Origin of the sequence: Methylobacterium sp. Leaf113 (genome assembly GCF_001423325.1) — a bacterium.
Classification (GTDB): domain Bacteria; phylum Pseudomonadota; class Alphaproteobacteria; order Rhizobiales; family Beijerinckiaceae; genus Methylobacterium.
In genome coordinates this window covers 468,488-492,640 of sequence record NZ_LMNJ01000001.1, presented here as the reverse complement: position 1 = coordinate 492,640, position 24,153 = coordinate 468,488, and the positions used below count along the sequence as shown (strand labels likewise).

The 24,153-nt window shown below is 67.0% G+C and carries 24 protein-coding genes, 1 tRNA gene, 1 other RNA gene and 1 pseudogene; 18 read left to right on the top strand and 9 right to left on the bottom strand.

Annotation, left to right across the window (positions count from 1 at the left end; translation table 11 throughout):
* The first annotated feature begins 2 nt into the window (after window positions 1–2).
* Window positions 3–1,022 (top strand): glycosyltransferase family 61 protein, encoded by a 1,020-nt coding sequence (locus ASF60_RS23375; RefSeq protein WP_082507688.1) that lies wholly within the window; start codon window positions 3–5, stop codon window positions 1,020–1,022.
* Window positions 1,023–1,098: 76 nt separating this feature from the next.
* Window positions 1,099–1,991 (top strand): annotated as a pseudogene (locus ASF60_RS02305) (IS630 family transposase); the annotation flags it as partial.
* An 11-nt stretch (window positions 1,992–2,002) separates the two neighbouring features.
* On the opposite strand, the gene ASF60_RS02300 reads toward ASF60_RS02305, so the two are convergent.
* Window positions 2,003–2,086 (bottom strand) — tRNA-Leu (locus ASF60_RS02300).
* 193 nt (window positions 2,087–2,279) lie between these two features.
* Here ASF60_RS02300 and ASF60_RS02295 point away from each other — a divergent pair.
* Both ASF60_RS02295 and ASF60_RS02290 read left to right on the top strand, forming a co-directional pair.
* Complete coding sequence (locus ASF60_RS02295) at window positions 2,280–2,861, top strand: YqaA family protein (protein ID WP_056179590.1); 582 nt, start codon at window positions 2,280–2,282, stop codon at window positions 2,859–2,861.
* A 2-nt stretch (window positions 2,862–2,863) separates the two neighbouring features.
* Window positions 2,864–3,352, top strand: a complete 489-nt coding sequence (locus ASF60_RS02290; protein ID WP_056179586.1) for a disulfide bond formation protein B — start codon at window positions 2,864–2,866, stop codon at window positions 3,350–3,352.
* 12 nt (window positions 3,353–3,364) lie between these two features.
* Here the strand turns inward: ASF60_RS02290 and ASF60_RS02285 are convergent, their stop codons facing one another.
* The 4 genes from ASF60_RS02285 to cpdR form a co-directional block, all read right to left on the bottom strand.
* Complete coding sequence (locus ASF60_RS02285; protein WP_056179583.1) at window positions 3,365–3,862, bottom strand: DUF1178 family protein; 498 nt, start codon at window positions 3,860–3,862, stop codon at window positions 3,365–3,367.
* Window positions 3,863–3,899: 37 nt separating this feature from the next.
* Window positions 3,900–4,748, bottom strand: a complete 849-nt coding sequence (locus ASF60_RS02280) for a carbon-nitrogen hydrolase family protein (protein ID WP_056179580.1) — start codon at window positions 4,746–4,748, stop codon at window positions 3,900–3,902.
* Window positions 4,745–5,002, bottom strand: coding sequence for a glutaredoxin 3 (gene grxC, locus ASF60_RS02275; RefSeq protein WP_056179577.1), 258 nt, complete (start codon window positions 5,000–5,002; stop codon window positions 4,745–4,747). The genes ASF60_RS02280 and grxC overlap by 4 nt, the downstream gene beginning before the upstream one ends.
* A gap of 93 nt (window positions 5,003–5,095) precedes the next feature.
* Window positions 5,096–5,452: a cell cycle two-component system response regulator CpdR gene (gene cpdR / locus ASF60_RS02270; protein ID WP_003603128.1), complete on the bottom strand. Its 357-nt coding sequence runs from the start codon at window positions 5,450–5,452 to the stop codon at window positions 5,096–5,098.
* A gap of 207 nt (window positions 5,453–5,659) precedes the next feature.
* On the opposite strand from cpdR, the gene ASF60_RS02265 reads away from it, so the two are divergent.
* The 3 genes from ASF60_RS02265 to ASF60_RS02255 all read left to right on the top strand — a co-directional run bounded on the left by ASF60_RS02265 (window position 5,660) and on the right by ASF60_RS02255 (window position 9,636).
* On the top strand, window positions 5,660–6,568 hold the full coding sequence (locus ASF60_RS02265) for an N-formylglutamate amidohydrolase (protein WP_056179575.1): 909 nt from the start codon (window positions 5,660–5,662) through the stop codon (window positions 6,566–6,568).
* A 166-nt stretch (window positions 6,569–6,734) separates the two neighbouring features.
* Window positions 6,735–8,900 carry a methylmalonyl-CoA mutase gene (gene scpA / locus ASF60_RS02260; protein ID WP_056179572.1) on the top strand — a complete coding sequence of 722 codons (2,166 nt, stop codon included), beginning with the start codon at window positions 6,735–6,737 and terminating at the stop codon, window positions 8,898–8,900.
* 142 nt (window positions 8,901–9,042) lie between these two features.
* Window positions 9,043–9,636, top strand: a complete 594-nt coding sequence (locus ASF60_RS02255) for a YgjV family protein (RefSeq protein ID WP_056179569.1) — start codon at window positions 9,043–9,045, stop codon at window positions 9,634–9,636.
* On the opposite strand, the gene ASF60_RS02250 is transcribed toward ASF60_RS02255, so the two are convergent.
* The gene (locus ASF60_RS02250) at window positions 9,618–11,153 is read right to left on the bottom strand and encodes a YifB family Mg chelatase-like AAA ATPase (protein ID WP_056179565.1); all 1,536 of its coding nucleotides are present in this window, start codon (window positions 11,151–11,153) and stop codon (window positions 9,618–9,620) included. The two genes, ASF60_RS02255 and ASF60_RS02250, sit on opposite strands and share 19 nt — an antisense overlap.
* Before the next feature lie 160 nt (window positions 11,154–11,313).
* On the opposite strand from ASF60_RS02250, the gene ASF60_RS02245 reads away from it, so the two are divergent.
* Window positions 11,314–11,577: a PepSY domain-containing protein gene (locus tag ASF60_RS02245; RefSeq protein WP_156633762.1), complete on the top strand. Its 264-nt coding sequence runs from the start codon at window positions 11,314–11,316 to the stop codon at window positions 11,575–11,577.
* A 39-nt stretch (window positions 11,578–11,616) separates the two neighbouring features.
* Here the strand turns inward: ASF60_RS02245 and ASF60_RS02240 are convergent, their stop codons facing one another.
* Complete coding sequence (locus tag ASF60_RS02240; protein WP_056179562.1) at window positions 11,617–12,081, bottom strand: DUF5991 domain-containing protein; 465 nt, start codon at window positions 12,079–12,081, stop codon at window positions 11,617–11,619.
* 153 nt (window positions 12,082–12,234) lie between these two features.
* Between ASF60_RS02240 and ffs the strand changes: the two genes are divergently transcribed.
* From ffs to ASF60_RS02225, 4 genes are all read left to right on the top strand, one after another.
* Window positions 12,235–12,331, top strand: an RNA gene (gene ffs / locus ASF60_RS23370) — signal recognition particle sRNA small type.
* Between the two features lie 68 nt (window positions 12,332–12,399).
* A complete protein-coding gene (locus ASF60_RS02235) occupies window positions 12,400–14,322 on the top strand; it encodes a DNA polymerase III subunit gamma/tau (protein WP_056179559.1) in 1,923 nt (640 codons plus the stop codon).
* A gap of 65 nt (window positions 14,323–14,387) precedes the next feature.
* Window positions 14,388–14,708 carry a YbaB/EbfC family nucleoid-associated protein gene (locus ASF60_RS02230; protein ID WP_056179556.1) on the top strand — a complete coding sequence of 107 codons (321 nt, stop codon included), beginning with the start codon at window positions 14,388–14,390 and terminating at the stop codon, window positions 14,706–14,708.
* A gap of 357 nt (window positions 14,709–15,065) precedes the next feature.
* On the top strand, window positions 15,066–15,371 hold the full coding sequence (locus ASF60_RS02225) for a hypothetical protein (RefSeq protein WP_056179552.1): 306 nt from the start codon (window positions 15,066–15,068) through the stop codon (window positions 15,369–15,371).
* 81 nt (window positions 15,372–15,452) lie between these two features.
* On the opposite strand, the gene ASF60_RS02220 is transcribed toward ASF60_RS02225, so the two are convergent.
* Window positions 15,453–17,069, bottom strand: coding sequence for a phosphoenolpyruvate carboxykinase (locus ASF60_RS02220; RefSeq protein WP_056179549.1), 1,617 nt, complete (start codon window positions 17,067–17,069; stop codon window positions 15,453–15,455).
* 440 nt (window positions 17,070–17,509) lie between these two features.
* Here ASF60_RS02220 and recR point away from each other — a divergent pair, with 440 nt between their 5' ends.
* The 5 genes from recR (at window position 17,510) to ASF60_RS02195 (ending at window position 22,020) form a co-directional block, all read left to right on the top strand.
* Entirely contained in the window at window positions 17,510–18,115 is a 606-nt protein-coding gene (recR, locus tag ASF60_RS02215) for a recombination mediator RecR (protein ID WP_056179548.1), read from the top strand.
* Window positions 18,116–18,229: 114 nt separating this feature from the next.
* Window positions 18,230–18,745 (top strand): peptide deformylase, encoded by a 516-nt coding sequence (locus tag ASF60_RS02210; RefSeq protein ID WP_056179545.1) that lies wholly within the window; start codon window positions 18,230–18,232, stop codon window positions 18,743–18,745.
* Window positions 18,746–18,851: 106 nt separating this feature from the next.
* Window positions 18,852–19,796 carry a methionyl-tRNA formyltransferase gene (fmt, locus tag ASF60_RS02205; RefSeq protein WP_056179542.1) on the top strand — a complete coding sequence of 315 codons (945 nt, stop codon included), beginning with the start codon at window positions 18,852–18,854 and terminating at the stop codon, window positions 19,794–19,796.
* Between the two features lie 19 nt (window positions 19,797–19,815).
* Window positions 19,816–20,580 carry a tRNA pseudouridine(38-40) synthase TruA gene (gene truA, locus ASF60_RS02200; protein WP_056179538.1) on the top strand — a complete coding sequence of 255 codons (765 nt, stop codon included), beginning with the start codon at window positions 19,816–19,818 and terminating at the stop codon, window positions 20,578–20,580.
* Between the two features lie 66 nt (window positions 20,581–20,646).
* Window positions 20,647–22,020, top strand: coding sequence for a hypothetical protein (locus ASF60_RS02195; RefSeq protein ID WP_156633760.1), 1,374 nt, complete (start codon window positions 20,647–20,649; stop codon window positions 22,018–22,020).
* A gap of 27 nt (window positions 22,021–22,047) precedes the next feature.
* Here ASF60_RS02195 and dapE read toward each other — a convergent pair whose 3' ends face one another.
* Window positions 22,048–23,244: a succinyl-diaminopimelate desuccinylase gene (gene dapE, locus ASF60_RS02190; RefSeq protein ID WP_056179532.1), complete on the bottom strand. Its 1,197-nt coding sequence runs from the start codon at window positions 23,242–23,244 to the stop codon at window positions 22,048–22,050.
* A 110-nt stretch (window positions 23,245–23,354) separates the two neighbouring features.
* Here dapE and ASF60_RS02185 point away from each other — a divergent pair, with 110 nt between their 5' ends.
* On the top strand, window positions 23,355–24,137 hold the full coding sequence (locus tag ASF60_RS02185) for a HesA/MoeB/ThiF family protein (protein WP_056179529.1): 783 nt from the start codon (window positions 23,355–23,357) through the stop codon (window positions 24,135–24,137).
* The last annotated feature ends 16 nt before the right edge of the window (window positions 24,138–24,153 follow it).

Genomic DNA, 24,153 nt, shown 5'->3' with positions numbered 1-24,153 from the left:
TGATGAAGTTGCTTGATCTTTGCACCATGCTCTGGGGGTCAGCGGAAATCCGCGACCCTGCCCCTGCAATCGAAGTGGTGCATGATTGCCGTTACATTCCCTATGCGGGAAACCGACCTTGGGGCCTCTATGGAAGAGATGGGCGTCTGATCGATCTGGCGGTTGACTTCCGCGAGGGCATCCACCATCCACCCGACCAATCTCTTGCAGTGTTACCGATCGCGACGGGAATCGAGAGCCTAGCTCCGGACGACACCTATATTTATGGCGGACGTATCAATCCGCATTTTGGTCATTTCTTAGTTAATACTCTGCCCCGATTCTGGGCTATGCCGAAAATCCGGTCGCCGAACACCAAGATCTTGTGCCATGCGCCCGGCACACCGGAGAACTGGTTCAGCATTCCATTCGTAGCGACAGCCTTTGGCTTACTGGGTCTTTCTCCTCACGACTTCGTAAAATTTGAGAAGCCGACGCGACTGCGGACCGTTGTTGTTCCGGCGACGAGCCTAGAAGAACAGCACGCAGGTTACCGCGCTTTCGCAGACTTGTGCCAGGGGATTGGCGACCGGATACGCTCTGCGGAAAACTTCGAGCGAACCGATCGGCCAATTTACTATTCGAAGACTCGGCTTTCCTCGGCCGTTGGATTGATTACCAACGAGCTGGAAATCGAGACAGTCATGAAGGATCATGGGGTCGAAATTATCTACCCGGAAACGCTCAGCTTTGCCGATCAAGTACGTTTAATGTCGTCGCGAGACCAAATTTTGGGTTCAGCCGGATCTTTTCTGCATGCCAGTATTTTCTGTCCGCCGCGCCGGATCACCTGCCTTAACGTGACAGAAAAGATAAATTCGAATTACACCATAATTGACAGCTTGGCTGGCAACACGGCTACGTATCACTACCCACCAGCCCTCAGGGTCTTGGATGGAAAGGACGGATTTCTGACACTGCGCTATCTACCTGAGGCAAACCGCGTCGCGGAAGAACTACTGGCTGCAATAAAGGCAGCTTAGTGGTCTGAGTTAGAAGTTCGGTTTCAGATTTTGAGCTTGCACCTATCTGTCGGGGATATCCGCACGGAGGTGACCCATGGCCCGTGGTCCAAAACCTGCTCCTCTCCATCTGACTGAGGACGAGCGCACGCGCTGGGCGGGGCTTGTCCCGTCGCAATGTCGGCCAAGCCTTGGCTCAGCGCGCGCGGATCGTGCTGGCCTGCGCTGAGCCAGGATCGACCAACAAGTGGCGCTGCCCGTGACCTCGGCGTCAGCCGGATGAGCGTCACAACGTGGCGCGCCCGTTTCCTCACCCATCGCCTCGACGGCCTCGTCGACCTGCCCCGCCCCGGCGCGCCACGTGTCGTCACGGACGCGGCCATCGAAGGGATGGTCACCCTCACGCTGGAGAGCCAGCCAGAGAATGCCACCCACTGGTCGACCCGCGCCATGGCCCGGCGGGTCGGCATGAGCCAGAGCATGGTCTCGCGGGTCTGGCGTGCCTTCGGGCTGCAGCCGCACAAGACCGACACCTTCAAGCTTTCGACCGATCCCGCCTTCGTCGACAAGGTCCGGGACGTGGTCGGCCTCTACATGGCTCCGCCGCATCGTGCTTTGGTGCTGTGCGTCGACGAGAAGCCGCAGATCCAAGCGCTGACGGGCACGGCCCCCGTGCTGCCGATGCGGCCCGGCCAGCCGGAGCGCCGAACTCACGATTATCGTCGCCAGGGTACGACCGACCTGTTCGCCGCCCTCGACGTCCAGGTCGGGACGGTGATCGGCCACTGCACAGGCCGGCATCGTTCGATCGAGTTCCGCGACTTCCTCGATCAGATCGAGGCGGCCGTCTCAGGCGATCTCGAAGCTGCGATCCACGCCTACATCGACCAAACCAACGCCGATCCAAAGCCCTTCGTCTGGACCAAACCCGCTGATGCGATCCTCGCAAGCGTCGGACGCGTCTGTCAGAGAACCTCTAACTCATACCACTCGAGTGGTACTGGTGCCCGCGGAGGGACTCGAACCCCCACGCCTCTCGGCTTCCGATTTTGAGTCGGACGCGTCTACCATTCCACCACGCGGGCACGCAGCGAATGTCCTGCCGCGCGCGCCGCATCCTGTCAACCGAGACTCCGGGGTCCTCACGCGGGTCAAGAGCGGCCCTCTGGCCGAGGGCGGTTCTAGTTTGTTGCGAATGCGGTGCGCGCGCGCTCGCCAGCGGCGGCGCCGTGTGATCAAAGGACGCCGCCCGCCACCTCCAGCCTTTCCGGACCCCTCATGATCCGTCGCCTCTACGAGTGGATCCTCGCGCTCGCGGGCAAGCCTTCGGCACCCTACGCCCTTGGAGCCGTAGCCTTCGCCGAAAGCTCGTTCTTTCCGGTTCCGCCCGATGTGATGCTGGTGCCGATGGCGGTGAGCCGGCCCGACCGCGTCTGGTTCTACGCCCTGATCACCACCCTCGCCTCCGTGGTCGGCGGTCTCGTCGGATACGCCATCGGCGCCCTGCTGTTCGACTCGGTCGGACAATGGGTGTTCCGGGTCTATGGCCTCGCCGACAAGGCGGCGACCTTCCAGGCCTCCTATGCCGAGTACGGGCACTGGGTGATCCTGCTGAAGGGCCTGACGCCGATCCCGTTCAAGCTCGTGACCATCACGTCAGGCTTCGCCCATTACGATCTGTTCTGGTTCGTGATCCTGTCGCTCCTGACGCGCGGCGCCCGATTCTTCATCCTGGCGGGACTTCTGGGCCGCTACGGCGTTCAGATCCGGGGGGTGCTCGACCGGCACCTCAACGTGGTGGCGGCGATCGCGATCGCGGTGATCATCCTCGGATTCGTGATGTTCAAGGTGCTTCTGTAGACATGGACGACACCTCGCTCCTGCGCTTGCGCCGCGCCGCCCTGTTGGTTCTCGTCGGGTCGGTGCTGACCCTGGCCGGCGCCTGGTACTTCCAGTGGTGGCTCGGCTACGTGCCGTGCAAGCTGTGCCTGACGGAGCGGATTCCCTATTACGCGGCCATCCCTCTCGCGCTTCTCGGACTGTTCCTGCCGGCCTGGGGAGCGCGCCTCGTGCTCGGGTTGGCAGCTCTCGGGTTGCTCTATGGGGCGGGCCTCAGCGTGTATCATGCGGGCGCGGAGTGGAACCTGTGGGCCGGCCCCACCGATTGCGGGGGTGGTGCCGGCGCCAATCCGGCCGCAGTCGGTGATTTCCTCAATGCCCTGCAGAGCACGCGGGTGGCCGATTGCTCGACGGCGGCCTGGCGCCTGTTCGGCATCTCGCTCGCAGGCTGGAATGCCCTGATCGCCTTCGCGCTCGCCTCGGTGTCCGGAACGGCCGCGCTGAAGCGCTGAAGCGCTGAGGCCTCAGTGCCGGTCGTCGGATCCCGGCGGGAGGGGGAGAACCGCGATGCCCTCGTCGAGGAGGGAGCGGGCCTCGTCCAGACTGGCCTCGCCGTAGATCGCACGGGTCTCCGCCTCACCATAATGTTGGCGTCGGGCCTCCTCGGGGAAGCGACGACCAACATCGTCGGCGTTTCGGGTCGCCTGCTCGCGTAGGGCTTGCATCATCGCGCGCAGGCGCTGCTCCGGTTCGGTCATCGCCAATTGGGGCGCTGTCTGGGGCACCACGGACGGCAAGGTCTCGGCCGGCGCGACCGCGACCTCGGCGGAGGACGGAACGGTCCGTCCCCCGCGATCCGTCCGGGCGACGGAGGGGGCCATCATGCTCTTGCCGACCCGTGCCGATCCGCAGACCGGACAGGACACCAAGCCCCGCGCGACCTGGGCGTCGAACGAATCGCTCGACGGAAACCAGCTCTCGAAGCTGTGGTCGGCCTCGCAGACGAGCGTGTAGCGGATCATCGGGCTTACGGTTTTTGGCCAGTGGCGCGTGACGCGATCAGGAGGACAGCCCCACCCGCTCGACCGTGAAGGGACGGGCGTGCTGGAGCGCCGGAATGCGGGCACGGGCGTCGGTGACGCGGGACAGGTCGATCTCGGCCAGGATCACGCCGGGCTCGGCCCCATCTGAATCGGCCAGCACCTTGCCCCATGGATCGACGATCAGGGAATGGCCGTAGGTGTCGCGCCCATCTTCGTGGTGCCCCCCCTGGGCCGCCGAGATCATGAACGAGCCGGTCTCGATGGCGCGCGCCCGGTGCAGCACATGCCAATGCGCCTCCCCCGTCTGCTGGGTGAAGCAGGCCGGCGCGGTCAGAATGGTGGCCCCCGCCTCGGCCAGCGCCCGGTAGAGCGCCGGAAAGCGGATGTCGTAGCAGATGGCCAGGCCGATCGGTGCCCAGGGCGTGTCGGCCACGACCGCACAGGCGCCGCCCGTATAGGTGGCGGATTCACGCCAGCGCTCACCGTTGGGCAGATCGACGTCGTAGAGATGCAGCTTGTCGTAGGAGGCGGTGATCGCCCCCTCGGCGTCGATCAGGAAGGCTCGGTTGGCGACCTTGTCGCCGTTGCGGATCGCCAGCGATCCGATCTGGATGACGATCCCACGCTCGTGGGCCACCTCGCGCAGGGCGGCCAAGGTCGGGTCGTCGTCCTGAGCGGTGACCTTCTCGAACAGGCTGGTTTTGCTGCGCTCGACCAGGGAGGTCATCTCCGGCGTCTGCACATAATGCGCCCCCGCATCGGCAGCCTCCCGCACCAGCGCCACCGCGGCATCGCGGTTGGCGAGGGGATCGCGGCCCGAGCGCATCTGCACGCAGGCGGCGGTGAAGACGGGCGCGTCGCTCATGCGGCCACCAGCGGATCGAGCTTCCCGGCGCCGTTGAGAGCGTAGAGGTCGTCGCATCCCCCCACATGGGTGTCGCCGACGAAGATCTGCGGCACGCTGGTGCGGCCGCCCGCGCGCTGGACCATGGTTGCGCGCGACCCGGACGTCTTCTCGACGTCGATCTCGGTGAAGGCGATGCCCTTGTCGCGCAGCAGGCTTTTCGCCGCCGAGCAGTACGGGCACCACGCAGTTGTGTAGATCGTGACCGGCTTCATCGTCGAAACGCCCCATCCAATCCCACCAGCATATAGGCGAGCGTGATGGCTCTTCCTACTGCCTGGATTCTCAGGGATGGTCGGCGATGACACTCAGGCAGCCAGCAGCTTCTCGACCTCGTTGACGAGATCGCGCAGGTGGAACGGCTTCGACAGGACCTTGGCGTCCTTCGGAGCCTTGGAATCCGGGTTCAGGGCCACGGCCGCGAAGCCCGTGATGAACATCACCTTGATGTCCGGGTCGAGTTCGGTGGCGCGCCGCGCCAGCTCGATCCCGTCCATCTCGGGCATCACGATATCGGTGAGGAGAAGCTCGAACGGCTCCTCGCGCAGGCGGTTATAGGCCGACAGCCCGTTGTCGAACGACAGCACGTCGTAGCCGGCGTTCTGCAACGCCTTAGCCAGGAAGCGGCGCATATCGTTGTCGTCTTCCGCCAGGAGAATCTTCATCGAGCGGCGTCCCGTACTCTTGATTCGGTGTGTTCTTTCCACAAAGCACCGGCTTGGTAAACAGAACGTTGCCAAGCCGTCCGGCGCGGGTGTCCAACGGCACCCGAACGGTCGGCTCGGGGTCCGCTCCGCGCTGGACAGGCCAGCCGGCAAAACGCAAAGTGACGCCATGCGTTGTCCCGTCCGCACCGAGGCGCCCGCGCCGCGATGACCGAGCCCTCCCAGACCTCAGACGCGTCCCGCGTGACGGCCTTCGATCCACCTTTCACCGTGGACGAACCGGCGGCGCATACCCTTCCGTTCGTCTTCAACACGCCCCATTCCGGCGCGGTTTACCCGGCCGCCTTCCTCGCCGCCTCCCGTCTCGACAGCCTCGCCCTGCGGCGGTCCGAGGACGCGCATGTGGATCGCCTGTTCGCCCCGGTGGTCGATCTCGGAGCGCCGCTGATGCGCGCGCACTTTCCACGCGCCTTCCTCGACGTGAATCGGGAGCCCTACGAACTCGACCCGCGCATGTTCGACGGACGCCTGCCAGCCTTCGCCAACACCCGCTCCATGCGGGTGGCAGGCGGCCTCGGGACGATTCCGCGGCTCGTGGCCGACGGTCAGGAGATCTATCGTGGGCGTCTGCCCGTGGATGTCGCGGTCGAACGAATCGAGACCCTGTACAAACCCTATCACCGGACCTTGCGCGGGCTGATCCAGCGCACGGCACGGCAGTTCGGGCACGCCATCCTGATCGATTGCCACTCGATGCCGTCGTCGAGCCTCGGGCGCGACGAGGCGGCGCGGGCCGACATCATCCTGGGCGACCGCTTCGGCACAGCCTGCGCACCGATCCTGATCGAGGCCTTCGAGCACCACCTGCGTGCGCGAGGCTTCCGCGTCCTGCGCAACAAGCCCTACGCGGGCGGCTTCATCACCGAGCATTACGGCGAACCGAACGTCGAGCGCCACGCCCTCCAGATCGAGATCAATCGCGGCCTCTACATGAACGAGGCGACCCTGGCGATCACGCCGGGGTTTTCGGATCTGATCTGGCACCTGCGGTGCGTCGTGGCGGCAGTGGCCGCCGAGGTCCAGGGCCTCGCGCCTTCCCGGATGGCCGCCGAATAGACTCGGCGCAAAAAAGGATTTGCGTCGGAGCCGAAAAGATTTGTCCGGTTCCCGCGCGAAAGTGACGGTTTTGCCGGCCCCATTGGGCCGAACTCCGGTTAGGAGTAGCCCAGACCGGGCGCGCACCTATAATGCAGGCACGCCGCCGCCGCACGAGCCAGAGCCCATGACGTCTCGCATCCCCGACTTCGCGACCGTTTCCTACGCGGCCGATGCTGTTCCGGCCCCGGTGCCGCCCACGGGCGAGCCCTGGATGACGCCCGAGGGCATCCCGGTGAAGGGCGTCTACGGCCCCGAGGACCGCGAGGGCATCGAGTTCCTGAATACCTATCCGGGTGTGGCCCCTTACCTGCGCGGCCCCTATCCGACCATGTACGTGTCCCAGCCCTGGACCATTCGTCAGTACGCGGGTTTCTCCACGGCCGAGGACTCGAACGCCTTCTACCGGCGCAACCTCGCCGCCGGGCAGAAGGGCCTGTCGGTGGCCTTCGACCTCGCCACCCACCGGGGCTACGATTCCGACCACCCGCGCGTCTCGGGCGATGTCGGCATGGCGGGCGTGGCCATCGACTCGATCTACGACATGCGGACGCTGTTCTCCGGCATCCCCCTCGACGAGATGACCGTGTCGATGACGATGAACGGCGCGGTGCTGCCGATCCTCGCCCTCTACATCGTCGCGGCCGAGGAGCAGGGCGTGCCGCCCGAGAAGCTCGCCGGCACGATCCAGAACGACATCCTCAAGGAGTTCATGGTCCGCAACACCTACATCTACCCGCCGGCGGGTTCGATGCGGATCATCGGCGACATCTTCGCCTATACGTCGAAGCATATGCCGAAGTTCAACTCGATCTCGATTTCCGGCTACCACATGCAGGAAGCGGGCGCGACGAACGATCTCGAACTCGCCTACACGCTGGCTGACGGCGTTGAGTACATCAAGGCGGGCTTGGCGGCCGGCCTGACCATCGATCAGTTCGCCCCGCGCCTGTCGTTCTTCTGGGCGATCTCGACGAATTTCTTCATGGAGATCGCCAAGATGCGGGCCGCGCGCCTGATCTGGGCCAAGCTCGTGAAGGAGTTCGAGCCGAAGAGCGACAAGTCGCTCCCCTTGCGGACCCACAGCCAGACCTCGGGCTGGTCGCTCACGGCGCAGGACGTGTTCAACAACGTGACCCGCACCTGCATCGAGGCGATGGCGGCGACGCAGGGCGGCACCCAGTCCCTCCACACCAACGCGCTCGACGAGGCGCTGGCCCTGCCAACCGACTTCTCCGCCCGCATCGCCCGCAACACCCAGCTTTTCCTGCAGCAGGAGAGCGGCACCACCCGCATCGTCGACCCGTGGGGCGGCTCCTACTACGTCGAGAAGCTGACGCAGGACATCGTCGCCCGCGCCTGGGAGCATCTGCGCGAGGTCGACGAACTCGGCGGCATGGCCAAGGCCATCGAGGCCGGCATCCCGAAGCTGCGTATCGAGGAGGCGGCTGCGCGCGCCCAGGCGCGGATCGATTCCGGTCGCCAGACCATCGTGGGCGTCAACAAGTACAAGCCCGACGACGACCGGGCCATCGAGCTGATGCGGGTCGACAACGGCAACGTCCGCACCCTGCAGATCGACAAGCTGAAGCGCCTGCGCGCCGAGCGCAGCCAAGCCGACGTCGACGCGGCGCTGGCCGCCCTCACGGCCGCCGCGCAGGGCCAGGGCAACCTGCTCGAACTCGCGGTCAGTGCGGCGCGCGCGAAGGCGACCGTGGGCGAGATCTCGGATGCGCTGGAGAAGGCCTGGGGCCGTCACCGGGCCGAGATCCGCTCGATCTCGGGCGTCTACAAGCGGGAGGTGGGTGGCATGTCGCCAGTGGTCGAGACCGTTCGCAAGCTCGTTGAGGCCTTCGAGGAGAACGACGGACGTCGTCCGCGCATTCTCGTCGCCAAGATGGGGCAGGACGGGCACGATCGCGGACAGAAGGTCATCGCCTCCGCCTTCGCCGATCTCGGCTTCGACGTGGATATCGGGCCGCTGTTCGCGACCCCGGCCGAGGCGGCCCGTCAGGCCGTGGAGAACGACGTCCATATCGTCGGCGTGTCGTCGTTGGCTGCCGGCCATCTGACCCTGGTGCCGGAACTGAAGGCGGCGCTGACCGAGCAGGGCCGCGGCGACGTGATGATCGTCATCGGCGGCGTCATCCCGCCCGGCGATTACGATGCGCTCTACGCCGCCGGCGCCTCGGCGATCTTCCCGCCCGGCACCGTGATCGCCGACGCTGCCGTGAAGCTGATCGAGGAACTGAACGGCCGTCTCGGCTACGCCGCGCGGCAGGCCGCGGAGTAAGGCGGGGCACCACCCGGTCTGCCCCTGTTGCGCCTGAACGACAGGCGCGACGGGGTGCGTCCTTCGTTAACGAACCGGTTACCATGACGACCTAGCGCCAGCGGCGAATGCGGCGCGCTCCTGCGCCGTTCGAGCGCAAACCATGGCCGTCACCGTCCTCGCCCAGAGCCTCTGGGATGCCGCGAAACTTCACCTCGACCTGTTCGGGACCCTCGGTCTCCTCCTCGGCTTCATCGCCGGAATCATGCCCCATCGGCATGGAATGCTCCTCGCCTCCGCGGCCTGTGCAGCCTGCTTCGGCCTTCACTATCTGCATCTCGGTGCTCTGACCGGCACGGCGATGTGCGGCATCGCCCTCCTGCAAAACCTTGTCTCGGTGCAGGCCATCCGACCGACCGGCCGAGCGGCCTGGGTTGCCCCGCTCTTCGCGGCCACCACCCTGATGGCCGCAAGCCTGACGGTGATCACCTGGAACGGCTGGCCCTCGGCCTGCGCCGGGCTCGGCACCCTGCTGGCAACCGCGGCCCGGCTTCAGGGCGATCTACAGGCGATGCGGCGGTTCTTCGTCGGCGCCAGTCTGTGCTGGGCCGGGCACAACCTTCTCGTCGGCTCGGTCTTCGGCCTCACCTGCGATCTTCTGACCCTGTCCGGCCTCGGCCTGTCACTGGCCCGCCACCACCTGCGGCGCCCGGGAACGCAGGCCCTTCACGTACCAAATCAAGCCGCCGCTGGCTGATCCGAGCGTCCGCGATAGGACAGGGCCTCGGCCAAGTGGATGCGGCGCACGCGAGCCTCGCCGTCGAGGTCGGCCAAGGTTCGGGCGACCCGCAGCGTGCGGTGGAAGCCGCGCGCCGACAGCCGCATGGTCTCGGCGGCCGAGCGGATCAGCGCGGCGCCCTCGGCATCGGGGGCCGCGACCTCCTCGATCACCGGGGGCGGACAGGTTGCATTGGTGAACGATCCAGCAGCCTCGTGTGCGGCGTAGCGCCGGGTCTGCAACGCGCGGGCGACCGCAACCCGCGCCGCCATCTCGGCGGACCCCTCCGGGGGCGGCGGCAGGATCAGGTCCGCGGCCGTGACCGCGCCGACCTCGATGCGCAGGTCGATGCGATCGAGGAGCGGCCCCGAGATGCGGGCACCATACTGTGCGATGCAGCGCGCATTCGGCCCCTTGCGACAGGCATAGCCCGGCTCCAGCGCCTGACCGCACCGGCACGGGTTCATCGCGGCGATGAGCTGGAAGCGGGCCGGATAGGTCACGCGATGATTGGCCCGCGCGATCATGATCGTGCCGGTCTCCATCGGTTGGCGCAGCGAATCGAGCACCTGCGGCGTGAACTCGGGCAACTCGTCGAGGAACAGCACGCCGCCATGGGCCAGCGATGCCTCGCCCGGGCGGGCATTGATGCCGCCGCCGACCAGGGCCGCCATCGAGGCGGAATGGTGCGGCTGGCGAAACGGGCGCCGGCTCGAAAGAGCGCCGTCCTTCAGTTCGCCCGCCACCGACTGGATCATCGAGACTTCGAGAAGTTCGCGCGGTGCCAGCGGCGGCAGGATCGAGGGCAGGCGCGCGGCCAGCATCGACTTTCCGGCCCCGGGCGGCCCGTTCATCAAAAGATTGTGCCCGCCGGCCGCCGCGATCTCGAGCGCGCGCTTGGCGCCCTCTTGGCCCTTGATGTCCCGCAGGTCCGGAAGGGCGGCGCCCGGCGCGGCGATCGCCGGTTCGGGCCGGGCCATGACCTGGGTACCTTTGAAGTGATTGGCAAGCTGGATCAGCGAGCGCGGCGCCAGCACGTCGAGGTCACCGCCCGCCCAGGCCGCCTCCGGTCCGGTCGCGGCCGGGCAGATCAGCCCGAGGCCGAGGGCGTTGGCCGCCATCGCGGCGGGCAGGACGCCCGAAACGGCGGTGATCGTTCCGTCGAGGGCGAGTTCCCCGAGGACGCAATACCCCGCCAGCGCATCGGCCGGCAGGGCGCCGATCGCCCCCATCACCGCCAGCGCGATCGGCAGGTCGTAATGCGACCCCTCCTTGGGCAGATCGGCCGGGGCGAGATTGACGGTGATGCGCTTGGCCGGAAGCGCGAGGCCGGAGGCGATCAGCGCCGAGCGCACCCGCTCGCGGGACTCCGCCACGGCCTTGTCGGCGAGGCCCACCACCGTGAAGGCGACGATTCCCGGGGCGATCTGGACCTGAACATCGACGGCTCGCGCCTCGATGCCCTCGAAGGCCACGGTGGCGACGCGCGTGACCATGCTGGACCGACCCCGGCTGGAAGATCGGATGACCCTAGGGGGCAGTTCACCCGCACACAACCGTAAGACGCACGACTCCAAGGATGACGGCAGGAACCTCGTCCTCGCTCGGCGGTTCGGGAGGGGTCAGGAACAGTTCCTCCAACGGTAAGGAGACATCATGTCGATCAAGATCACCGGCCTCGCCGCCATCGCTCTCGGCCTCGCATTCACTGGTTCCGCCTTCGCAGACCGGATGCCGACTCCAGACGAGCAGACCAAGATCGAAGCCGTGCTGAAGCAGGAAGGCTTCACCAAGTGGAAGAAGATCGAGGTCGAGGACGACGAGATCGAGGTGGATGACGCCATCGACGCGAACGGCAAGCAGTTCGACCTGGAACTCGACCCGAAGACCTTCGCGATCGTGAAGCGCAAGGCCGAATAGTCCGCAGCCGACAGGCGAGCCGGCCCGCCCTGCGAGCCGTCAGCCCTTGCGGGCGAAGGAGGTGCCGGCCGGTGCGGACGAGCCGGCACCGCTCGGATTCAGGGCCCGCCACTGGGTCGAAACGGCCTCGCCGACCCGGCGTATCTCGAACAGATTCGTTCCGACGTCGTACAGACGCGTGCCGGAGGCGTTGACGATGCGGCCGTCACCGAAGGTGTGGAAGGACACCGTTATGCTGTCCAGCGTGCCTGCGGCTTTGCAGACGATGGTCTCGTTGGTCTGGAACCCTTCGATCCGTAGCACGCAGTCGCGGTTGCCCCGGGCCGGAGCGATGTCGAGACGATAGGTGACCACGATCGGCGAGCCGCCCACCGTCCGGCTACCGTCATGCTCGTAGACGTAGCTGCCCGCCCAGACCCACGGGGCTTTCTCCGCCGCCGACGCGACGGATGCGATCATCAGGCAGGGCAGCAGCGCCAGGGCGTGGGTGAATGGTCGCGTCATCGATGGACTCCGGCTCGGATCGTGGGCCAAGACCATCAAGGCTCGCGCGCGGATCGGGCAATTTCCAGGCATGCCGATCCGGGCCGGAGGCCGTCCATCGGTTCCTGTCTTCGCCGGCTTGCATCCGCCGCACAGCCCGGCCATATAGCGCCTGGGAGGTTGGCGAGGGACGTTTCACTCGCCAACCGGGTCAGGTCCGGAAGGAAGCAGCCCTAACGAGACCGAGCGGGTCTTCGTCCAGCCTCCCACCTCGATCGATGCCTCGGGCTCGCGTGGCGGCACCCTCCGACCGGAGCCGCACCAACCCAGCAAGGCGGCATGGACGCGACCTCCGGCCCTATGAGCGATTCCGGGCTCCTGCCTGGTCTTCCCGAGCCTGCGCCGGCGGCCACGCCCTACCGGGTGCTGGCCCGCAAGTACCGCCCCCAGAATTTCGACGATCTGATCGGCCAGGGCGCCATGGTGCGGACGCTCGCCAATGCCTTCGCGGCCAATCGCATTCCACAGGCCTGGATGCTGACCGGCGTCCGCGGCGTCGGCAAGACCACCACGGCCCGCATCCTGGCCCGCGGGCTGAACTATGTCCGCGACGGACACCCCGATACCGGTCCGACCATCGCGATGCCGGAACTCGGCCGACATTGCCGGGCGATCATGGAATCCCGGCACATGGACGTGCTGGAGATGGATGCGGCCTCCCATACCGGCATCGACGACGTGCGCGGGATCATCGACGGCATCCGCTACTCGCCGTCCGAGGCCCGCTACAAGGTTTACATCGTCGATGAGGTCCACATGCTCTCGGAGAAGGCGTTCAACGCCTTCCTCAAGACGCTGGAGGAGCCCCCGCCGCACGCCAAGTTCGTGTTCGCCACCACCGAGATCCGCAAGGTGCCGGTGACCATCCTGTCTCGCTGCCAGCGCTTCGACCTGCGCCGCGTCGAGGCCGAGACACTGGTCGGGCATCTCGCCCGCATCTGTGCCGCCGAGAACGTGGAGGCCGACGCGGAGGCACTGGCGGCGATCACCCGGGCGGCCGAGGGCTCGGTTCGCGACGCCCTCTCGCTCCTGGACCAGGCCATCGCGCATGGGGCTGGCCTCGTCAGCGCCCAGAGCGTGCGCGACATGCTCGGGCTCGCCGATCGCGGCCGCATCGTCGACCTGTTCCAGGCGGTGATGCGCGGCGACATTCCGGCCACCTTCTCGGAGGTGCGCGGCCAATACGAGGCCGGCGCCGATCCGGCCGTGATCCTCTCCGACCTTGCCAGCTTCACCCACCTGGTCACCCGGCTCAAGCTGGTGCCCGACGAAGCCGCCGCCGACCCGACCCTGAGCGAGGCGGAGCGCGAGCGCGGCCGTGCGTTCGCCCAGACGCTTTCGGTGCGGGTGCTGTCGCGGGCCTGGCAGATCCTGCTGAAGGCGATCCCAGAGGTCCAGACGGCGACGCGGCCCCTGGCAGCGGCCGAGATGGCGCTGGTGCGGCTGGCCTACGCGGCCGACCTGCCGACCCCGGACGAGGCCCTGCGTCAGATGAAGGCGCAGGCCCTCGCCGCGCCGGCCGCCGCGCCGAACCCGTCCGCTGCCGGCTCGGACACCGCCCCCGTCCGTTCGCAAGATCTCTCGCCGACCCCGTCGCCGGCCCCATCATTCTCCGGGCCGGCAATGGCGGATGCCCGCCCGGCCCTGCCGCCGATCCCGCGCTTCTCGGCCGAGGCGTCGCCGCGCCCCCCCTTGGCGATGGCCGCCGGCGGAGGCGCATCGCGACCGGCCATGATCAGCCCGACCCCGGCTCCACAGCCCGAGGGGCCGCGCCTCCTGCGATTCACCGATGTCGTCGCGCTGGCCGACACCAAGCGCGATATCGGCCTGAAGATGGCCCTGGAGCGCGAAGTCCACTTGGTCCGTTTCGAGGAAGGCCGCATCGAGTTCCGCCTGGCGGAGGGCGGCCGTCAGAGCATCGCCAACGACCTCGCCAGGGCCCTCGACGCCTGGACCGGCCGGCGCTGGATCGTCGCCCTGTCCAAAGAGGCCGGCGAGCCGACCCTCGACGCAACGGCACGCGCCGCCACCGAGACGCGCCATCAGAACGCCGCCGCACATCCGCTGGTGCGCGAGGTGATGGCACGGTTCCCGGGCGCGCAGATCGTCGATGTCCGCGACAAGGCGCCGGAGGTCTCGCCCGCGGCCGAGGCTGCCGTTACCGGCGAGGCCGAACGCGACGAGCCCGACGACGAGGCATAGCCTCAGGGGCCGCCGCGCCCCAGATGTGATCCATCCCGGTTTCGGAACGAGAGAGGACAGACCCGATGCGCGACCTGATGGGTATCATGAAGCAAGCTCAGGCCATGCAGGAGAAGATGGCCTCCCTGCAGGAAGAACTCGACACCGTCGAGGTCTCGGGTGCCTCGGGCGGTGGGGCCGTACGGGTGACGATGACGGCCAAGGGTTTGGTGAAGGGCGTACAGCTCGATCCCGCGATGCTGATCCCCGACGAGCGCGAAATCCTCGAGGATCTGATCGTCGCCGCCGTCAACGACGCACGCGGCAAGGCCGAACAGGTGGCGGCCGAGCGGATGGCCGAGCTGACCAAGGGTCTGCCGATCCCGCCCGGTCTGAAGTTGTTCTAGGGGCGACGGATCGTTCTTGGCTCAAGCCAGACCGGACTTCAGCCCCGACCGCAACCGCTTCGTGCCGGTGGGCTCAAGTAGAGCGGCCACGATTTCTTGTCTGGACGCCAAATCCTGGCGTCGTTTCGCATCTTGAAGCACAAGTGTTTCGGCGGGAATGCTCGGTCGGACAAGCACGCTCGGACGTGGAGCCGATCGCGATCTGGCCCAAAAGGCTTCCGAGCCTCGTCCGCAGGCAACCGCTCACGGCGAGCATCGGCCCGCGCGCTCTGGATAGCGAGAACAACTCTCGGGTAGGCACTGGTTTTGACGATCGCGGTGGCGAGCTCTTAACAGTTGTCGATGCTTCCTGGCGGCATGGATGAGCAACGCAAGATGGTCCGCGCCGAGACCCACCTGGCCGGGCGCGCCGCCCTGAAACAGGCATCGGCCGAAACCGAGCCCTGCCTGATCCGGAACCTGTCTCCGGTCGGCGCCCGCGTGGTCTTCTGCACGCCGGTGACGGCTCCAGAGGCCTTCGATCTTTTCCTGGATTCGAGCGACCAGACCTATCGTGCGCGGACGATCTGGCACGGGGAGAACGAGGTCGGCGTCGTGTTCCGGGAGGCGCGCGAGAACGCGCCCGACGTCCTCGTCGACCCATCTCCGACCGACGACCCCTGATCGGGATCGGACGGACACGGTCTGCGGGGCGAGACGCTCGGACCAGGACGCGGAGGGCTCCTCCGCGCCCCGGGGTACCTGTCAGGCTGCGGCCGAGAGCACCGGCTCGGCGGCGCGCACATCCGCGTCGACATGGGCTGCGAAGCGCTTGAAGTTCTCCTGGAACATGGTCACGAGCCGGGTCGCGGTCTCTTGGAATGCCGGCTTGTTGTTCCAGGTCTCGACCGGCGACAGCACCTCCGTCTCGACTCCCGGCACCGCCACCGGCACCTGGAAGCCGAAATAGGGATCGCGACGGAACGCGACATGCGCCAGCGAGCCGTCCAGAGCGGCCGTGAGCAGGCGGCGGGTGACGCGGATCGGCATGCGTCGGCCCGTGCCGACGCCGCCCCCGGTCCAGCCGGTATTCACGAGCCAGCAATCGACCGCATGGTGAGCGATCAGGTCGCGCAACAGGTTGCCGTAGACGCTGGGATGGCGGGGCATGAACGGGGCACCGAAGCAGGTCGAAAACGTCGCCTCGGGCGCAGTCAGGCCCCGCTCGGTTCCGGCGACCTTGGCGGTGTAGCCGGAGAGGAAGTGGTACATCGCCTCTGCGCCGGTCAGCTTCGCGATCGGCGGCATCACCCCGAAGGCGTCACAGGTCAGCATGACGATGTTCCTGGGGTGCGCCGCCCGGCCCGTCGCGCTCGCATTGGCGATGAAATCGAGCGGGTAGGCGCAGCGGGTGTTCTCGGTGAGCGAGGCATCGTCGAAATCCGGGACCCGGGTTTCGGGGTCGATCACCACGTTCTCCATCACCGTGCCGAAGCGCTCGGTGGTGGCGTAGATCTCCGGTTCGGCATTGCGCGAGAGGCGGATCGTCTTGGCGTAGCAACCGCCCTCGAAGTTGAAGATGCCATCCTGGCTCCAGCCGTGCTCGTCGTCACCGAGAAGCTGGCGTGAGGAATCGTTGGAGAGCGTTGTCTTGCCGGTGCCGGAGAGACCGAAGAACAGCGCCGAGTCGCCAGCCTCGTCGAGGGCCGCGTTGGCTGAGCAGTGCATCGGCATCACGCCGGCTTTCGGCAAGATGTAGTTGAGGTAGGTGAAGACCGACTTCTTCATCTCGCCGGCATAGGCCGAGCCGCCGATGAGGACGAGCTTGCGCGCGAAATCGATGGCGATCACGGTCTTCGAGCGGCAGCCGTGCCGGTGCGGCTCGGCCTGGAAGCTCGGCAGGTCGATGATCGTCAGCTCGGGCACGTAGGATTCGAGCGTGGCGCGGTCAGGCCGGATCAGCAGGTTGCGGATGAAGAGCGAGTGCCAGGCGAGTTCGGTGAACACCCGGGCATTGACGCCGTGCGCCGGGTCGGCGCCGCCCCGCAGGTCCTGGGCGAAAAGCTCGCGACCCTCGGCATGGGCGAGGAAGTCCGCATACAGGGTCTCGAACTGTTCGGGCGTGATCGCACCGTTGTTGTCCCACCAGATCTCGTTCTCGGTGGCGGCGTCGCGCACGACGAATTTGTCCTTCGGCGAACGGCCCGTATGCGAGCCCGTGGTCGCCACGAAGGCGCCGCCACGGGCCAGCTGTCCCTCGCCGCGGGCCAGGGCCTCCTCGTAGAGCCGGGGCACGTCGAGGTTCCAGTGAAGCGCCTTCAGATTGCGCAGGCCGATAGCCTCGGCGCCATGGGCGGGATTGTACGCACCGGTCTGGGTCACTGTCGTCTCTCCTTGGTCACCTGATCGCGTCGCCGCCACATCGCGGGAAGCCTTGGCGGCTTCTCCAGATTCGTTCAGTCCCGAAGCGTCCGCACGGTTGGTCAGGTCCACCGCACACAGGTTCTCCGCTCCACGACCGCGCGTCCTCTGCATAAAGGCAGATCGTCTGCCGTCAACTTTCCCGTTGGCTGACAAAAAAATCCACATGACGAAGGTGAGTTGCTGAGCGAAGCTTGAATCGGGCCGCCGAAGCGGTGCATTTCGCGGCGTTTCGGCCCGTCCGGGGGGCGAAATCCGGCCGCGAACCCCCTATCTCAGAGCTTCGGAACGAAACGGGCGCGACCGGGCAGATCGACCTTTCGCTGCCGCCTCGCCTGTTCCTGCCACGTCCTACGCATTGTGCCGTGTGGGCGTCTCAACCGTCACGAGATTGTTCATCCATGGCACAAGCCGTTGCCGGTCCCGAGATCGAGCGCCTGATTCAGCTCCTGGCCCGGATGCCGGGCCTCGGGCCTCGGTCTGCGCGCCGCGCCGCCCTGCAGCTCATCAAGAAGCGCGAGACGCTGCTGGCTCCTCTGGCCGACGCCATGCGGGTGGCGTCTGAGCGCATCGTCGTCTGCCACGCCTGCGGCAACGTCGATACGCGCGACCCCTGCACGATCTGCTGCGACGAGAGCCGCGACCCGACGACGCTCGTGGTGGTCGAAGACGTCTCCGACCTTTGGGCGCTGGAGCGCTCGGGGGCGGTGACGGCGCGCTATCACGTGCTCGGAGGCGTGCTCTCGGCCCTCGACGGCGTACGACCGGAGCACCTCAACCTCGATAGCCTGGTGGCCCGCGCCGCCGATCCGGCCATGCGTGAGATCATCCTGGCGCTGAACGCCACCGTGGATGGGCAGACGACAGCCCATTACGTCACGGAGTCCCTGCAGGCGCACAACCTGAAGGTCACCCGGCTGGCCCATGGCGTACCGGTGGGCGGGGAGCTCGACTACCTCGACGAAGGGACGCTGACCGCGGCGATCCGCAGCCGTACGCCGTTCTGAGCCTCGTCGTCCGTCCGGTCCCGCCCCGGCATTTGACCGGCCTGTGACGCGCCCGTATCTGCGGGGGTTCAGGCAGCCGCCGGCCCCGCACCCCAGTTCAAGTCCGATCGCCCCATGACCATCCGTCCTCTCGTGATCCTGCCCGACGCGCGCCTGCGCCTAGCCTCCGAGCCGGTGGGCCCCGTGACGGACGAGATCCGGACGCTCGCCGCCGACATGCTGGAGACAATGTATGACGCACCCGGCGTCGGTCTCGCGGCAATCCAGATCGGCATGCCGAAGCGTGTCGTCACCATCGACACCTCGAAGGACGAGAACGACCGCCAGCCGCAGGTTTTTCTCAACCCGGAGATCGTCTGGGCCTCGGAGGAGAAGCGGATCTACGATGAAGGCTGCCTCTCGATCCCCGAATATTACGGTGAGGTCGAGCGGCCCGACCGGGTCCGGGTGCGCTTCCGCGACCTCGAAGGCCAGGAGCAGGAGATCGAGGCGGACGGCCTGCTCGCCACCTGCATCCAGCACGAGATCGACCACCTCGACGGGGTGCTGTTCATCGACCACCTGTCGAAGCTGAAGCGCGACCGGGTGATGAAGAAGTTCGCCAAGGCCGCCAAGCGCGACGGCGTCTGACGCCCGAACGCGGAATGCTGCCAAGACCGGACACCCGGACTGCCGAGCCGGGCAGAAACCGGAAGCTCCGGGCGCCGGAGCCCCTGAAGGGCGGAGACCAAGAGCCATGCGCGTCGTCTTCATGGGCACGCCGGATTTCGCCGTGCCGACCCTTGCGCGCCTCGCGGCCGACGGACACAGCATCGTGGCGGTCTACACCCGTGCGCCGGCGAAGGCCGGGCGCGGCATGGCACTGAAACCCTCCCCCGTGCAGGCGATGGCCGAGCGCCTCGACCTGCCGGTGCTGACGCCCGCCAGCCTGAAGACGCCCGAGGCCTCCGCGACCTTCGCGAGCCATGATGCCGACGTCGCCGTGGTGGTGGCCTACGGCCTGCTGCTGCCGCAGGCCCTACTGGACCAGCCGCGCCACGGTTGTCTGAACCTGCACGGCTCCCTGCTGCCGCGCTGGCGCGGCGCTGCCCCGATCCAGCGGGCCATCATGGCGGGCGACGCGATGAGCGGCGTCGGCATCATGCGCATGGAAGCCGGCCTGGATACTGGCCCGGTGGCGATGGAAGCGCACTGCCCCATCACGCCCGGTATGACCGCGGGGCAGCTCCACGACGCACTGATGCCGCTGGGCGCCGACCTGATGGGTGAGGCGCTGCAGACCCTCGAACGCGGCGCGCTCACCTTCACGCCGCAATCCGAGAGCGGCGTGGTCTACGCCCATAAGATCACCAACGACGAAGCCCGCATCGACTGGACCCGACCGGCGCGCGAGATTGCCAACCACATCAACGGCCTGTCGCCGTTTCCCGGGGCCTTCTTCGAAGCCGATTTCGGCAAGGGGCTGGAGCGTGTGAAAGTCCTATCGGCTGAAGCCGTGTCGGCCGCGGCCGTGTCCGGATCAGGGGCGCCCGGCACCCTTCTGGACCTCGAGGCGACGATCACCTGCGGAGACGGGGCCGTGCGCCTTCGCGCGTTGCGCCGGGCCGGCAAGGGTGGCGTTTCCACCGGAGCCGAGTTCGTGCGCGGCACCCACGCGACGCCCGGAACGGCATTGGCATGACCCGCCCGGAGCAGGCCTGATGCCGCGCTACAAGCTCATCGTCGAGTATGACGGTTCGCCGTTCTGCGGCTGGCAGCGACAGACATCGCAGCCCTCGGTTCAGGCGGCGATCGAGGCCGCCGTCACGCGCTTCTCCGGAGAGGTCTCCGGCCTCACTTGCGCCGGCCGCACCGATACGGGCGTCCACGCCACGCACCAGGTCGCCCATCTCGATCTCGCGAAGGCTTGGCGGACCGATGTGGTGCGCGACGCGCTCAATGCACACCTGCGCCCGCACCCGGTGGCGATCCTCAGCGCGGAGATCGTTGCCGGGGATTTCAACGCCCGCCACTCCGCCACCCGCCGGCACTATCGCTACCGCATCCTCAACCGACGCAGCCCGCCGGTGCTGAACCGTGCCCATGTCTGGCAGGTACCCTGGCCCCTCGACATCGCGCTGATGCAGGCGGCGGCCACGCGCCTTCTCGGCCTGCACGACTTTACGGCCTTCCGGGCCGCCGAGTGCCAGGCGAAGAGCCCGGTGCGGACCCTGGATCAGCTCGATGTCGTCGCGATGCCGATGGGCCTGCACGACGAGATCGTCGTCGCCACCTCGGCCCGCGCCTTCCTGCACCATCAGGTCCGCTCGATGGTCGGCACCCTGATGCTGGCCGGCAGCGGCCGGATCACCGCCGACGACGTCTCCGATATCCTGGCGAGCCGCGACCGCAGCCGCTGCGGGCCGTTGGCGCCGGCCTGCGGCCTCACGCTTGTGGGTGTGGAATACGGAGTTTCAGCAATCTAAAGGAAATATGTTTTACTTTAAGTTGAAATACCGTGGGAATTAGACATCATCGCGAAGACCCGGTGCGTGCCGCATCGCGCGATGGATAGGCCCGCAATGAATTTTCCAATTCACGTCTTCATTCTGGGAGCGACTGTCTTCGCAGCACTCTCGCCCTTCATTTTCATCGCGATCCGGGAAGCCGTGAAGCGGCAGCGGCAGGAGATCGTGCGTGATCTGGCAGCCGTCTTCGACATTGCCGGGCAAACCAGCCAGCGACTGATCCCCTCGTTCGAATTCGTAAAATATAAATATTTTGTCGGGCGGCCGCGCCTGCCTGGAAAGGGCAGTCCCGTCGATACGGTGGATGCCGCCCTTCACGGCCTCGACGGATCGCGCCAACGGGAAGATTTCACCACGACGGCATGGGTCCTGGGCAGTGTCGTCTTCAGCCTGCTCGCGGCGACGGCTGTATTCCATGGCCTGTCACTTCTCGCCAGCCTTCTCTGCGCCAGCTCGTCCGAATCGCTCCATTCCGGTGGCTGTTCGGGCGTCCCGAAACACGGCCTGGTCTGGCTGGCGGGAATCGGGGCTGCGTTCGCCGGCAGCTACATCACGGCTCTGCGCAACCTCTATCGCGCCATCAAGAATTTCGACCTGAGTCCGGCGACGATCATCGGTGAGACGATCAAAGTCGTGATCGGAATCGTTCTCGTGCCGATCCTGGTCGTCGGCCTGCTGCGGGCCGGTGCCAGCACCCTCGACGGACTCGTCGCGTCGAATGGAGCCATGATGGCATCGCCGGTGCTGCTCGCATTGGCGATCACCGGCTGCTTCGTGGCGGGAATCATGCCCGATGTCGTGCTGCGCAACATCATCCACCGGGACAAGCTGAAGAACTTCAAGCGGGAAGAGCACGAGGTCTATCGGGCCTTCAAGATCACGCCCGTGGAGATCATCGATGGAATTGACACCGAAATCCGTATCCGCCTCGACGATCATCACATCCATTCCACCCAGAACTTGGCTGCCGCCAATCCCTTGATGCTGTTCGTGGAAACGCCGTTCGGCGTCTACCAGATCATGGACTGGGTCGCTCAGGCTCAACTGTGCTGTTCGGTCGGCCGGGAGCGATTGATCCGGCTGTGGCTGCTCGGCGTCAGGACGCTGTTCGACCTCGAACGCCTCGCGGCACCGGGCGATGCCCGCAACGAAGCGCTCCTCCTCGAAGTCGGACGCATCATCCTGGGGTCGAACATGATCGAGGCAACGCCGGGCCGGCAGGCTGCAGTCGACCTTGTCGTCGCCAGCATCGAACTGCGGCTCGACGATCCGCACGTTCAGCGCCTGCGTCAGATCTACATCGCCGTCGGCGATCGTCTTGGTTCCGATTCACGACGCTTCCGGTCGCAGATGAAGGCGCAAGCCAATGCGGCGGACGCTTCGGGCAACGGCCCTTAAGCGGGAGCGCCACCCCGGAGGGCCGAGTCATGCTCTCCGGGTGATCGCCTCGCCCCCGAAATACGCCGCCAGCACGCGCGTGTAGATCGCCGTCAGGCGGTTCAGGTCGGCCACCGGAACGCATTCGTCGGTCTGGTGCATGGTCTGGCCGACGAGGCCGAACTCGATGACCGGGCAGGAATCCTTGATGAATCGGGCGTCGGATGTGCCGCCCGTGGTGGAGAGCACCGGACGGCGGCCGGTCTCGGTGACGATGGCGCCGGCGACGAGTTCGGTGAAGGCATCCGGCTCGGTGAGGAAGGCCGGCGAATTCGAGGGCAGCAGGTCGAGATGATAGCGCACGCTCCGGCCGGCGGCCGCGTCGAGGCGGGCCCGGATCTCGGCGCCGAGGGTTTCGGCGGTCCAGCGGTCGTTGAAGCGGATGTTGAAGGTGCCGTGCGCTTCGGCCGGGATCACGTTGGTGGCCGTGTTGCCGACGTCGAGGGTGGTGAATTCCAGGTTCGAGGCGCCGAAATGCTGGGTTCCGCCATCGAGCGGTTCGGCCAGCAAGGCTCCGGCGAGGCGGAGGAGGCCGGGAATCGGGTTCTCGGCGAGATCCGGATAAGCCACGTGTCCCTGTCGGCCCTGCACCGTGAGGTGTCCCGTGAGCGACCCGCGCCGGCCGATCTTGATCATGTCGCCGAGGGAATCCGGGTTGGTCGGCTCGCCGAGGAGGCAATGATCGAAGCGTTCGCCACGCGCCCGCGCCCATTCGAGGAGCTTGACCGTCCCGTTGATCGCCGGCCCCTCCTCGTCGCCGGTGATGAGAAATCCAATTGAGCCCGGAAAGGTCGGACCGGCCACGTCGAGATAGTCGAGAGCGGCGGCGAGCATGCAGGCGATGCCCCCCTTCATGTCGACGGCCCCGCGCCCGTACAGGATTCCGTTCTCGACCGTCCCGGCGAAGGGGCCGTGGCGCCAGCGGGCGAGGTCACCCGGCGGCACCACGTCGGTGTGCCCGGCAAACAGCAGGTAGGGCGCGCGGGTGCCGATGCGGGCGTAGAGGTTGTCGATATCGGGCGTGCCGGCCTGCGAGAATCGCGGACGCTCGACCGCGAACCCGGCCTCCTCAAGGATGCCGCCGAGCCAGGTCAGGGCTCCCCCCTCCTCCGGCGTCACCGAGGGGCAGCGGATCAGGTTCTGGGCGAGGGCAAGCGGGGAGTGGTCGAGGGCGACGTTCGGCACGGGCGAGACTCTCGCTTGATGTCCTGTGGGCAGGCCATAAGCGCCGGCGCGCGGGGGTGCAATTCGCCCGCGGTCTTTCGCGCCGCGTCGACCGGGCTTATCTGCGGGGCATGGCCCTCTCCTCCGACGAAGTCGAACGCTATGCCCGCCACCTTGTCCTGCCGGAGGTCGGTGGACCGGGGCAGGCCCGTCTGAAGGCCGCCCGCGTCCTCGTCATCGGCGCCGGCGGCCTCGGCGCGCCGCTGATCCAGTACCTCGCTGCGGCCGGGATCGGGACGATCGGAATCATCGACGACGACGTCGTTTCCCTGTCGAACCTGCAGCGACAGGTCATCCACGCGACCCCCGATATCGGCCGCCTGAAGGTGGAGAGCGCGCGCGATGCGGTGGTCCGCCTCAATCCGCACGTCGCCGTGGAGACCCACGCGGCGCGGCTCACGGCGGAGACCGCGCAGAGCCTCATCGGTACCTATGACATGGTGGCCGATGGCTCCGACAACTTCGCCACCCGCTACGCCGTGTCGGATGCGTGCTTCCATGCCGGGAGGCCGCTGGTGACGGCGGCCCTCGGGCGTTTCGACGGATCGCTGACGACGCTCAAGCCTTATGCGAGCGATGCGCGCGGTCGCCCGAACCCGACCTATCGCTGCCTGTTCCCGAATCCGCCGCCGCCCGGCAGCGTCGCCCCCTGCGCCGAGGCCGGCGTGCTGGGAGCACTGGCGGGCATCATGGGATCCCTCATGGCGCTCGAGGTCATCCGCACGATCACGGATTTCGGCGAGCCCCTGGTCGGGCGCCTGCTGATGGTCGACACGCGATCGATGCGTTTCGAAACGCTCGGCTACGGCTGGGACGACGCCAACCCGCTGAACGGGACCGACGCAGGGACCTGACCCCCGCGCCGGTCCA